Source organism: Massilia agrisoli (assembly GCF_020831365.1).
In the GTDB taxonomy this organism is placed as follows: Bacteria; Pseudomonadota; Gammaproteobacteria; order Burkholderiales; family Burkholderiaceae_D; genus Telluria_A; species Telluria_A agrisoli.
In genome coordinates this window covers 131,365-143,380 of the sequence record NZ_JAJHPV010000020.1, presented here as the reverse complement: position 1 = coordinate 143,380, position 12,016 = coordinate 131,365, and the positions used below count along the sequence as shown (strand labels likewise).

General features: G+C 67.9%; 11 protein-coding genes. All 11 read right to left on the bottom strand.

The features are described 5' to 3' along the window. Positions 1–2 precede the first annotated feature (2 nt). Entirely contained in the window at positions 3–383 is a 381-nt protein-coding gene (locus LMJ30_RS17230) for a type II secretion system protein (RefSeq protein WP_229433663.1), read from the bottom strand. Positions 384–388: 5 nt separating this feature from the next. Further along, entirely contained in the window at positions 389–868 is a 480-nt protein-coding gene (locus LMJ30_RS17225) for a type II secretion system protein (protein WP_229433662.1), read from the bottom strand. Beyond that, positions 868–2,826 carry a secretin GspD/PilQ domain-containing protein gene (locus LMJ30_RS17220; RefSeq protein ID WP_229433661.1) on the bottom strand — a complete coding sequence of 653 codons (1,959 nt, stop codon included), beginning with the start codon at positions 2,824–2,826 and terminating at the stop codon, positions 868–870. The genes LMJ30_RS17225 and LMJ30_RS17220 overlap by 1 nt, the downstream gene beginning before the upstream one ends. 14 nt (positions 2,827–2,840) lie before the next feature. Next, entirely contained in the window at positions 2,841–3,374 is a 534-nt protein-coding gene (locus tag LMJ30_RS17215; RefSeq protein ID WP_229433660.1) for a hypothetical protein, read from the bottom strand. Further along, positions 3,371–3,940: a hypothetical protein gene (locus LMJ30_RS17210; RefSeq protein WP_229433659.1), complete on the bottom strand. Its 570-nt coding sequence runs from the start codon at positions 3,938–3,940 to the stop codon at positions 3,371–3,373. The genes LMJ30_RS17215 and LMJ30_RS17210 overlap by 4 nt, the downstream gene beginning before the upstream one ends. After that, positions 3,937–4,479: a PilN domain-containing protein gene (locus LMJ30_RS17205; RefSeq protein WP_229433658.1), complete on the bottom strand. Its 543-nt coding sequence runs from the start codon at positions 4,477–4,479 to the stop codon at positions 3,937–3,939. Before LMJ30_RS17205 ends, LMJ30_RS17210 begins: the two co-directional genes overlap by 4 nt. Continuing rightward, positions 4,476–5,267, bottom strand: coding sequence for a hypothetical protein (locus LMJ30_RS17200; protein WP_229433657.1), 792 nt, complete (start codon positions 5,265–5,267; stop codon positions 4,476–4,478). The genes LMJ30_RS17205 and LMJ30_RS17200 overlap by 4 nt, the downstream gene beginning before the upstream one ends. After that, complete coding sequence (locus LMJ30_RS17195; protein WP_229434021.1) at positions 5,260–6,918, bottom strand: GspE/PulE family protein; 1,659 nt, start codon at positions 6,916–6,918, stop codon at positions 5,260–5,262. The genes LMJ30_RS17200 and LMJ30_RS17195 overlap by 8 nt, the downstream gene beginning before the upstream one ends. A gap of 20 nt (positions 6,919–6,938) precedes the next feature. After that, positions 6,939–8,126 (bottom strand): type II secretion system F family protein, encoded by a 1,188-nt coding sequence (locus LMJ30_RS17190; RefSeq protein ID WP_229433656.1) that lies wholly within the window; start codon positions 8,124–8,126, stop codon positions 6,939–6,941. A 46-nt stretch (positions 8,127–8,172) separates the two neighbouring features. After that, entirely contained in the window at positions 8,173–8,628 is a 456-nt protein-coding gene (gene gspG, locus LMJ30_RS17185) for a type II secretion system major pseudopilin GspG (RefSeq protein ID WP_229433655.1), read from the bottom strand. A 193-nt stretch (positions 8,629–8,821) separates the two neighbouring features. Next, positions 8,822–11,980: a S8 family serine peptidase gene (locus LMJ30_RS17180; RefSeq protein WP_229433654.1), complete on the bottom strand. Its 3,159-nt coding sequence runs from the start codon at positions 11,978–11,980 to the stop codon at positions 8,822–8,824. Positions 11,981–12,016: the final 36 nt, after the last annotated feature.

Here is a 12,016-nt window from a genome sequence, read left to right as displayed (position 1 = left end):
CGCTACCAGTCGAGGTAAGGCTTGCCGCTGCGGTCAACGCCCGGCGCGCCGCTCTTGATGCTGTAGACCGCGCCCTTGGCGCCGTCTTCCGGCGGCACCACGATCCAGGTCGCGCTGCTGTCCGTGATCGGATCGACCGGCACGCTGCGCAAGTACTTTTTTTCCACCAGCTGGTCGAGCGAATCGGGGTAGCGGCCGGTGTCCGAGTAGAACTGGTCGATGACCTCGCGCGTGTTGCGCAGGTTGTCGAGCAGGATGGTCTCCTTGGCGCCGTCGATTCGCGGCAGGTAGCGCGGCACGGCCAGGGTCAGCAGCAAGGCGACGATGGCAAGCACCACCAGCAGCTCGATCAGGGTAAAGCCGGCACGCAGGCGGCGCATCATGGAGGCTACCATTTCCGGTAAGGGACGTCGTTCAGGCCCACCCGCTCGGACGTGGAATACACGTCGTACACGTCGTCGCCTTCGCGCGGGTCAAGGGCTTCGCTGGCGTAGCTGCGCTTGCCCCAGGTGGCCGCGTCGGGCAGGTCCGGCTCTGGGTTGAAAGGATCGCGCGGAATGCGCCGCATGAAGAAGATCTTCGACCGCTTCGGGCTGCGCAGGTCGGGAACGCCATCGACCAGGACCTCCAGCGTGCGCGGATACCCGGTTGAATTGAGCGTCTTGGCGATGCGGCCTTCGTCATACGCCTTTTTGTAAGAGTCGATCCCCTGCCGGATGTCGCGCAGCGCGCGGCGCAGCTCCTGTTCCTGCTTGCGCTGCACACTCACCTGCGTCACCGGGATGACCATCGACGCCAGCAGGGCGAGGATGGCCAGGCTGACCAGCAGTTCGATCAGCGTGAAGCCGCGAGGCAGGCGCTGCAGCATTATTCTTCCGTTTCAGGCGGCGGTTCGGCCGCTTCGGCAGTCGTCGGCGCCGGGATCGGCGTGACCTGCGGCGCAACCTGTGGCGGCACGGGCGCCGCTTGCGGCGGCTGTGATGCCGGCGCAGGCGGCGGCGGCGCGGACGGAATCGCAGGCGCCGGCTGCGGCGCAGGCTGGCGCACTGGCGCGGCTACCGCGGTGCGCGGCGACTGGTCGGGGCGTGAACGGAAGCTCGATTCGGTGCCCGCGTTGAACTCGGACAGCGATGCCGCGGGGCGCTGCACCGTGCGCACCAGGTGCGGCGTGATCGACAACACGATCTCGGTCTTCTCGTTGTCGTCGCGCGTGGTGCCGAACAGGCGGCCGACGATCGGCAGGCTGCCGAGGCCAGGCACCTTGCTGCCGCTGCTGCGGTCTTCGCTGTTGATCAGGCCAGCCAGCACCTGGGTCTCGCCATCCTTCAGCTGCAGCATGGTGCTGGCCGAGCGGCTGCCGATCTGGTACGCGGTGGTGCCGTTCGGCGTCGTGATCGTGCTGACCAGGTTACTCACCTCCAGCGCGATGCGGATCGCCACCTCGTTGTTCAGGTAAATGGTCGGCTCGACGTTCAGTGTCAGGCCGACGTCGATGTAGTTGACCGACTCCGACGCAAAGCCGCCCGCCCCCGGCGAAATCGTGGTGGTGACGTTGGGGACCTTGTCGCCGATGACGACCTTGGCTTTTTCCTTGTTGCGCACGCGGATGCGCGGGTTGGCCAGCGTGTTCGAATCGCCGTCCGTCTTGGCGGCGGTGACAGTCGCCGACAGGTTGGAGATGCCGATGTCGCGGCGCCGCAGGTTGCGCACCGTTTCCAGCGTCAGCGGCCCGCCGCCAGCGGACGTCAATGGCGCCAGCGTGACTTCATTCGGCCACGAGATGCCAAGCTCCATCATGCGGCTTCGCTTGATTTCGAGGATCTCCACGTCGAGCATCACCTCGGCTTCGGCCACGTCCTGCAGCGCCACCAGGCGCGACGCCACGCGGATCGCCTCCGGGTTGTCGCGCATGATCACGAGGTTGAGCTTTTCGTCCGCCACCACGTCGCGCGCCTTGAGGATGGTCTTGAGCGTGTTGACGATGGTCTTGGCCTCGGCGTTCGCGAGGAAGAAGGTCTTGACCGTCAGCTCCTGGTATTCCTTCAGCTTGACCGCGCTGTTCGGGTAGATCAGGATGGTGTTGCCGTCCATGACCTGGTGCGCCAGCTGGTTGCCGACCATGAGGTAGTAGACGGCCGCCTCGACGGTGCTGTTCTTCAGGAAGATCGACGTACGCTGGTCGGCCTTGACATCCTTGTCGAAGACGAAATTCAGGCCGGAGCGGCGCGAGATCACTTCGAACACCTGCTTGAGCGGCGCCTCGCGAAATTCGATGGTGATCGGCTGGCGGAACGCCGCTGCCAGCGCATCTTCCGGCGCGCGCGCGCCCGCCTGCTCGTTCACGCGCGCCAGCATCAGGCGCGCTTCTTCATGCTGCGGACGCTCGGACAGGATGGCGCCGAGCTTCAGGCGCGCCTGTTCGTATTCCTTTTTATCGACCGACGCGGCGGCCGCCTCCATCATGCGAGCGTGGCGCTCGTCCATTTCGATGGCCAGCATGCCGGCGCGGGCGCGCTCGTTGCCCGGGTCGAACGCCAGCACGCGGCGGTAGTCCTGCAGCGCCAGCGCGCCCTTGCCCGCCGCGCGGCTGCGCTCGGCCTGCTCGAGCAGGCGCACCGCATTGCGGTCGCGCGCCTGCAGGAAGGCCGCCTTGTAGACCGCGTTGCCGGGTTCCGCAGCGATCGCTTCCTGGTACTTCAGCAGGCCTTCTTCGACCTTGTCCTGCTCCACCAGGTTGCGGCCGTCGCGGTAGGCCATCTGCGCGGCGCAGCCGGCCAGCGCGAGCGCCAGCAGCGGCAGCGCCGCCAGGCGGCCCAGTTTATGCATGCGGGGACTTGCCATCACTCGAGGACTCCAATGTTAATTTGCTGGACCTGGTTCAACGGAAGATAGGTCAGTTTCAAGGTGGGCGGGCTGATGTCGTCGACGCGGTAGATACCGTCGATGACCATGTTGTCGCGCACGATATAGGTGGTGCCGGAACGCGCCAGGTAGACCTCCACCGCGCCGTCGCTGACGGCTTTGCCGATGTAGGTGAACGGCAGCGGCGGCGCGCTTGGCGCCGGCGGCGGCGGCGGCGGCGGCGGTTCGGCCGGCGGCGGGTTCCAGTCCTGGGTGCCGAAGACGCCCGCGGCAGGCGCGCCGTCATCGTCGTCGCCCAGTAGCGCCGCCCGGTCCAGCACGCGCAGGATCGCAGGTTCGGCCACGCGCGGCGCGCTGCCTGCCACCCGCACTGGCGCAGCCGGGCGCGCGGCGGCGGCTGGCGCGCGGTCGACCGCTTCGGCCACGCCGCTGTCGGGGGTGTTATCGCCAAAAATTAGCAAGGCGGCGGCGCCGGCCAGCGCGAGGCCGTACATGAGGATGCGCGGCTTCATGGATGCGCTCCGGTACCAGGTCCGGCAAGGTACAAGGTCAGGCGTACGCGCGCTTCCACGGCGGCGTCGCCGATCGCATCGCGCCGGAAGCTGATTTCGTCGAGCGAGGCAAACGGAATCGCGCGCAGCGCCATCATGCCGAACTTCCATACCGCGCCGTAGCTCCCCTTCACGGGCAGCACCACCTGGTAGGTGTAGACGCGCGCGTTGCGGTCATAGCCTGCCTTGTATTCGCCCTGGCTTAAGTTGAGCCCGGACTTGGCGGCCAGCCCGAACAAGGTGGCGACCTGCTGTTCGGCGTAGCGGCGTTCGCCAAGGGTGTCGTAGAACAGCGCGAGGTTTTCGTTGGCCAGCACCGGCGCGGCCTTGACCACGACGGCCGGGGTGGCCGCGATGCGCAGCGCCAGCTCGTGTTCGCGCACCTGCAGCGCGCGCTGCGGCAGCAGCCAGGCCAGCGCGGCCGCGCCGAGCAGGCAGCACAGCGCCGCGCCGCAGGCGACCGGTCCCAGCGCCCTGCCTGCAAGACGCAGGCGCAGCAGCAGCGCATGGACGCTGGTGTCGTTCATGGCGCGCTCCATGCTGCGTCGAGCTCGAAGCGGATCGGCCGGTTCGGGTCCTGGTCGTTGATCTCGTGGTGGGTCAGCGCGACGTCGCTGAACAGTTCCTCGCGCTTGAGGCGGGCGACATACGCGATCATCTCGTCGCTGGTGCGCGCTTCGGCGCTGATGCGCAAGCTGCGCTTGCGCGCATCCGGTTCGAGCGCCAGCAGCGCGACGCCGGGCGGCGTGGCCGATGCGACCGCGTCTTGCAAGGCGCGCCACGGCAGGTTGAGCTGCATGACGGCGGCATTGACCGCCGCCGCCTGGGTTTCCGAGATCGGCGTCGCAGCGGCAAGCGGCGCGGGCGCGGGCACGGCGGCGCGCGCCTGCAATGCGGCGAGCTGGCGTTCATGGGCGCGCTGGCGCTTGACCACGTCGGCGCCCGCAACCGCGCCAGCCAGCAAGAGGAGGAGCGCAAACGCCGCCAGCATCCAGGCCGCAGGCGGCGTCCGGTGCAGCGTGCGCGCCATGCCTGGCGGCGCAAAGTCGATACGCACCGGCTTCATGCGCGGCTCCCGGTTGCTGCCAACGCCGCGCCTGCGGTCCATCCAGCCAGCGTTTCGCCCAGCACGGTCAGGCCACCACTTAACCACGCATCGGGAACCTGTCCCGACAACTGCAAGCGGGCCGGCGCCGCGACGCCAAGGCGCAACGCCTCGCGCGCGGCGTGCGCTTCCAGCCAGCGCGCATCGGCGCCGGCCGGCACCTGGGCCGCGCGCACTGCGCCCAGGCCGGCGTTTTCAGGAATGCCGAAGGTCAGCACGCCATCATGCACCAGGCCATACCAGGCGTCCGGCGCCACCAGGTGGCACCAGCGGTTCCACCCAGCGATAAACTGGGGGACGACTTCGACCAGCGCGAGCCGGTGCTCGGCCGCGGCGCCGGTTAGCGCGTCGTGCAAATGGCGCGGCAGCGCGGCGGCCGTGAATGCGCGCGACGGGTCCCAGCTGCCGGCAACCTGCCAGCCCGACGCCGGCTCGCCGTACAGCTGCTGGAAGCGCAGCGCGGCGGCGGCTTCCAGGTCGGCCATGCGCGCGGCGCCCGGCGGCGGCGTGACCTGCCACATCCGCGCCAGGTCGTCGGCCACCACTACGCTGGCGGGCCAGCGCGACCAGCTGCCGCCTGCCAGCAGCGCGCGCAGTGCGTCCGCCACCTGCGGCCCGCTCGCGCCGTCGGCAACAGCGTGTTCGGCCACGACGGCGGCGCGATCAGCGCCCCAGCGGCTGGTTTTTACCAGCGTGATCCCGGCGTTCGACACGCCGATGCGCAATGCCTGTCCGAAGCGCCTACGCATGCAAGGTCACCCGCTTGATTTCCGACAGCGTCGTCGCCCCGCGGCGCACCAGCGCCAGCGCCGCCATGCGCAGGCTGCGGGTGCCGTTGGCGTGCGCCGCCGCCTTGATCTGGCGGATCGGCCGCTTGTCGACGATCAGCTCGCGGATCTCGTCGTTCAGGGTCAGGATCTCGGCGATCGAACGGCGCCCTTTGTAGCCGGTGCCGCGGCAATCGCCGCAGCCCTTGCCCTGCATGAAAACGTAGTCGGCCACGTCGTTCCGTTCAAGGTTGACCGACGCCAGTTCTTCGTCCGTTGGGGTGAACCGGGTGGCGCAGTGCGGGCAGTTCATGCGCACCAGCCGCTGGGCCCAGATGCCGTTCAGCGCCGACACGAAGGCGTACGGGTCGATGCCCATGTGGGTAAAGCGGCCGAACACGTCGAATACGTTGTTGGCGTGGACGGTGGTGAGCACCAGGTGGCCGGTCAGCGCCGACTGCACCGCGATTTCGGCAGTCTCGCGGTCGCGGATTTCGCCGACCATGATCTTGTCCGGGTCGTGGCGCAGGATCGAGCGCAGGCCCTTGGCGAAGGTCAGCCCCTTCTTTTCATTGACCGGGATCTGCAAAATGCCGGGCAGCTGGTATTCGACCGGGTCTTCGATGGTGATGATCTTTTCGCGGCCGTTGTGGATCTCGGTGAGCGCGGCGTACAAGGTGGTGGTCTTGCCGGAACCGGTAGGCCCGGTCACCAGCAGCATGCCGTAGGCTTCCTGCGCCAGGCTGCGCAGCGACACCAGCGACGGCGCGTCGAAGCCGAGCGCCTCCAGGGTCAGCGAGCCGTAGGCTTCGATCATCGCGCGCTTGTCGAGGATACGGATGACCGCGTCCTCGCCGTGGATGCTCGGCATGATCGACACGCGCAGGTCGATCTCGCGGCCGCCCGACTCTACCCGGAAGCTGCCGTCCTGCGGCACGCGGCGTTCGGCGATATCGAGTTCGGCCAGCACCTTCAGGCGCGAGATGATGTGTTCGGCCACTTCGACGCCGTTGACCGATGCAGCGTGATCGAGCACGCCGTCGACGCGGTATTTGACCGCCAGGCCGCCCGAGGTGCTCTCCAGGTGGATGTCGGAGGCGCCGGCTTTCAGCGCGTCGTACAGGGTCGAGTTGACCAGCCTGACCGCCGGGCTGGCCGCTTCCGACACCGAGGCGAACGACAGCACCGCCGCGGTCTTGCCGTCGTTGCGCACTTCCGCCGCGCCGGCGACCAGGGTATCGGTGGCGCGCGCGGATTCCTCCTGGCGCGACAGGTAAGCCTGGATGTCCGCCTGCAGCGCCAGCCTGGTCGCCAGCGGCGCGCCGGGCGTGGCGCGGGCGCGCGTGGCCAGCCAGGTCTGCAGGTCGAGGTCGAAGGGGTCGGCAATCACGCCGACCAGCGCGCCGCCGGCGCCGCGCAGCAGCACGCAGTGGCGCGCCATCGCCTGCGCCAGCGGCAGCAGGTCGAAGGCCGGCGCCATGCCCAGCATCTCGGCCGTTTCCATGACGTCGAGGCCGAACGGCTCGGCCAGCGCGCGCACGATCTCGCGCGGCTCCAGCCCGGTGGCCGCTTCCAGCTCGGCCACCAGCGAGCGGCGCGTCGCCGCGCTCTGCACGCGCGCGCGCGCCAGCATCGCCGAATCGATTGCGGCGCTCACGACATGTCCCCGGCGAGGTCGAAGATCGGCATGTACAGCAGCACCACGATGGCGCCGACCACCAGCCCGATGGCCGCCATCAGCAGCGGTTCGAAGGTGCGGGTGAAGCGGTCGATCCAGCGCGTGATCTCGCCGTCGTAGAAGGCGGCCGACTGGGTCAGCATCGGGCCCATGTCGCCGGTGCGCTCGCCCACCCGCAGCATGCGCAGGGAGATCGGCGTGGTCAGGCCATGGGCGTCGAACGCGCCCGACAGCGGCAGGCCGGACTCGATGTCGCTGCGGGCCGCGGCCAGGTTGGCGCGCATCGCGGGCGAGACCATCGCCTGCACGGTGCCGATCGCCTGCACCAGCGGGATGCCGCCTTCGCTGAGCATGCCCAGCGTCAGGTACAGGCGCGAGAGTTCATAGATGCGCACGCGCTCGCCGATGCCGGGCAGGCGCGCGGCCAGGCGCGCAAAGCCGCCGTTGCCGGCGAGGCGGCGCAGGCCAAGCACCAGGCCGGCCAGCAGCGCGGCGGCGGCGGCCATCAGCACGGTGGTGTTGGCGGCGGCAAACTGGCCCCATGACAGCAGCATCTTCGACATCCACGGCAGGTTGCGCCCTGCCCCGTGGTACACCTCGGCGAAGCGCGGCACCACGTAGGCGATCAGGAATACGCTGACCCCGCCGCCGACGGCCAGCAGGATCACCGGATAGATAGCGGCGCTGACGATCTTGCTGCGCACGAGGTCGATGCGCTGCTGGTAGTCGATATAGCGCGACAGGGAACGCGGCAGGTCGCTGGTGCCTTCGGCCGCGCGCACGATGCCGATATACAGGGGCGGAAACAGGTCGGGCTGTTCGGCCAGCACGCTGGAAAAGCGCTTGCCTTCGCGCAGGCCGCCAAGCAGGCGTTCGATGACGCCGCGGGTGGACGGGTTGGCTTCTTTTTCGAGCAGGGCTTCGAGGCCTTCGACGATGCCCAGGCCAGCGGTCAGCAGGGCCAGCAGCTCCTGGCTGAACAGGACGAGCGACATGCGCGGGCCGCGCCGCGCGCCCAGGCCGCCGGAGCGCACCGGCTCGACGGCGCTGACGAACAGGCCGCGCGCCTCGACCTGGCGGCGGGCGTCGGCGGCGTCGTGGGCGTCCACGACCTGGCTGGCGATCGACATGTCAGGCGCGAGGGTACGGACAGCAAACTGCATGGTGCCTTGGCGAAGTCGGTGGGCGAAGTCGGTTGATTGTGCGCGCTTACTGCGAGCTGATATCGGCGTTGTCGCCGGTGCCGCCAGGCTGGCCGTCGCGGCCCAGCGAGACGATCTCGTAGTCGCCCTTGCTGCCCGGCGAACGGTACTGGTAAGCCTGGCCCCACGGGTCTTGCGGCACGCCTTTTTTCAGGTAAGGGCCATTCCACTTGATGCCGGCCGCCGGCGGCGCGGTCATCAGCGCGGCCATGCCCTCTTCGGTGGTCGGATAGCGGCCGACATCGAGGCGGTAGGTGTCGAGCGATTTTTCGAATGCTTCGATCTGGGCCTTGGCGATCGTCACTTCCGACTTGCCAAGCTGGGAGAAATATTTCGGACCAACGTAAGCGGCCAGCAGGCCGATGATGACGATGACCACCAGCAGTTCAAGCAGCGTGAAGCCGCGTGCGCGTGGCGATGGCGCATGCATGATGGTTGCGCCGTGTTTCGCTGGTCGATACATGCTGCCGCCTCCTGGATTACTGAATGATATTGCGTACTGCCAAAGATGTTTGGCGTGCAAGGCTACCATGCCGCCAATAGATGAGACAACTTTTCTTTCGCTTCATTTGCGGCTCGTCTTCCGGGGCAAACCGCCCCCTTGAAATGCAAACAGCCGCCTGGGAAATCCCAGGCGGCTGCCCTGCTTCAGCAAATTACTTCTTGTTGGCCGATGCCTTGGCGCCGCCGTCCGCCAGCGGTACCGATTCCGTGCCGGTTTCGACACGCAGGACCGTGGTGGCCTGGACGTTGCCGCTCAGGTCACGGAACTGGGCGCCGCCCAGGTAACGCTTGCCCGACTGCAGGCCGGACCAGCTCATGCCGACCGTGGTGTTTGCGTTAGCAACAACCTTGGAAGGAATGGCCACGGTCAGGTTGCCGCCAACGTCGGACGGGGTCACGACCCACGACGACAGCTGGTGGGTCATGCTCGGCGCGCCGCCGTATGCCAGGACGCACAGGCGGTAGGTGCCGGCCGCCGGGCTGCTGAGCTGGATCGACTCGTTGGAACCACCGTTACCCGAGTACGACCAGGCGCCCGACGGGTGCAGCAGGCCCATGTCGTTGTCATGGTCGGCGCCGTTGGTGTCTTGCTGGCGCAGGGCGAAGCGGGCCACGACGGCGCCGGCAGGGATGGTCACTTCATACGTCTTGACCGACCCGGCCAGCGAACCGTTGCCGCAGGCGGTACGCAGGGTCGCGCTGGAGGCGCTGGTCGGAGCCAGCGTCACAGGGCTGCCCATCGTCACGGCTTTCATCCCGCCCTTGGTCGCGGTCATCTTGCCCGAGAACAGGGTCTTGACCAGGAACAGCTTGCTGCCGGAGACCTTGTCGCTGGTCAGTTCAGCTGGCGCGGTGATCGACTGGGCTGCGCGGGCCTGGATCGGGCTGCGCACCGTGGTGGCGCCGTCGCTCCAGGCCAGGCTGCCGAAGTACCAGGTGCTGGTCAGCGCGCTGGTCGGGGTCAGCTTGACGGTGAAGTTTGCCTTGCCGCCGGCCGGGATGGTCAGCGTCGATGGCGATACGACGGTGCTAAAGCCAGGAACCGATGCGGTGGCATTGTAGGTCGCCTGGGCGCCGCTGACGTTGGTCACGGTACGGCGGATGGTGACGCTCGACTGGATCTGGCCGGCGGTAATCGACGGCAGGTTCAGGTTGTAGGTTTCGTCCAGGGTGCCGAAGGTGGTGCAATCGGAAGCCGGGCTCACCAGTGCCTTGTTGACCTTGCACTGGTACTGGATGAAGTCAGCCTTGCCTGCGTCGTACACCAGGCCCGGATTGGCAGCCTTGTTCGGGTCGACATGGCCCGCGCCCTGCGCCCATGGCAGCAAGCCATTTTGCGCGCCGGCCAGGCCGTCGTTCAGGGTGGTGAAGCCGGTGGTCATCAGCGCCGACTTGACGGCGGCAGGCGACCACTCCGGACGCAGCTGGCGCAGCAGCAGCGCGATACCGGCCACGTGCGGGCTCGACATCGAGGTGCCCTGGTACGAAGCATACGCGTCGCCCGGCACGAAGGAACCATCGGCCACGCCGTTGCGCTCGGCCGGGCTCAGCGCCGGCGTGACGCTGGCGATGACATCGACGCCTGGCGCGGTCAGGTCAGGCTTGAGGATGTTGGCGTCGCCCATGTTCGGGCCGCGCGACGAGAAGCCAGCCATGATTGGCGCCGGCTTGGTCTGCAGGGTGAAGCGGTTGATGGTTGCGGTCGCGCCTGCGGTCGGTGCGTAGGCCTTGATCAGGGCGCCGTCCGCTGCCGAAACGTGGACAGTCGGTACCGAGTGGACTTCACCGACCAGGCCGGCGCCGTTGTCGACCAGGATCATGCCGATGCCGCCGGCATTGGCGACCGCCAGGCTCTTGTCGACGCGGGCGTTCTCGCCGCGGGTGCAGACCACGATCTTGCCAGCCACCTTGGCCGGGTCGAGCAAGGCCTGGCCGGCTGGCGCATTGGCGCTGTAGCACAGGCTGGCGTTGCCGGCGCCGAGGGCGGCGTGCTCGGCCAGGATCATCGGCTGGGCAGTGACGGTGACGGTGTTGAGCGACGCGCCGGAATAGCTGCCGCCGTTACCCAGCACAACGCTACCCTGGAAGTTGCGGTCGTGGGTCGACGCGGCTACCGTGGTCAGCCATGGGCTGATGTGGGCGACCGCATTGGCCGGGCCGCTGTTGCCGGCCGAGGCTGCAACGAAGACATTGGCCAGCGAAGCGCGGTAGAACGCCTGCTCGACCGGGTCGGCCGACGAGGTCTGCGAGCCGCTGATCGAGTAGTTGATGACGTTGACGCCATCCTTGACCGCTTCGTCGATCGCCTTGACCGAGTCGGAGTTGAAGCAGGAGTTGCGCGAGTTGGAGCCGTCCGGATTGGTCTTGTCGTCGTAGGTCCAGCACACCTTGTACGACGACACGCGGGCGCGCGGCGCCACGCCGGACGCTTCGCCCATCGGCACGCCGTTGATCGTCACCGCGACGCCGGCATTGCCGGCCGCAGTCGCTGCGGTGTGGTCGCCGTGGCCGCCGTGGCCGCTCGACACGCCGTCGCTGCCGATGTTCGAGTCGCGTGGCGAATAGTACTCGGTCCAGTTCTTCGGCAGGTTCGCCGCCAGGAAGCCGGCGTTGAAGAATTTCGCGCCGACCAGCTTGGTGTTGCAATGCTTGACCGGGTCGAAGCCCTCGCCGGCCTGGCAACCGCCCTTGAACGAGGCCGGGATGCTGGTGTACGCCAGGGTGGCGCTTGGGTCGAAGGTCGGCTTGCCGTTGGCGTCGACGCGGTCGGCGAACGATGGGTTTTCAGGCCAGATACCGCCGTCGACGATACCGACGACCATGTCTTCGCCCTTGACCAGCGCGCCGCCGGCATACTGGGAGTGCAGGCCGCCGTTGGCGGTCAGCTTCAGGAAGCTGGTGGTCGAGACGGTATCGACGTGGCGGGCCACGTCGGCCTGCACGTCGGCAACGGCCGAGTTGCTCTTCAGTTTGAGTACTTCCGCGTCGGTCAGCATCGCGGCGAAGCCGTTCAGCACGACGTCGTAGCTGGCGATCACCGGCGCATTGGCGACGGTGGCCAGCACTGCGCTACGCTTGTCGTCGAGGTATTGGACGTAATCCTGGACACCGCTCGCGGTGTAGTCGAAGGGCACGCCAGGTTGTGGCTGGGTCGCGGCCAGGCCGGCGACGCCGCCGGTGTAGCTGGCGGCAGGCTGGTCTTGCAGCTGGACGATATAAGGGCGGCGTGCCTCCTGGGCCGATACGGCCAGGGTGACACCGGACAGCAGCAGCATCGCTGCCAGGGAAATTGGGCGAAGTTTGGGCATCATGAACGGTTCTCGATCAGGTCAGTTGGGTGCGGAGGG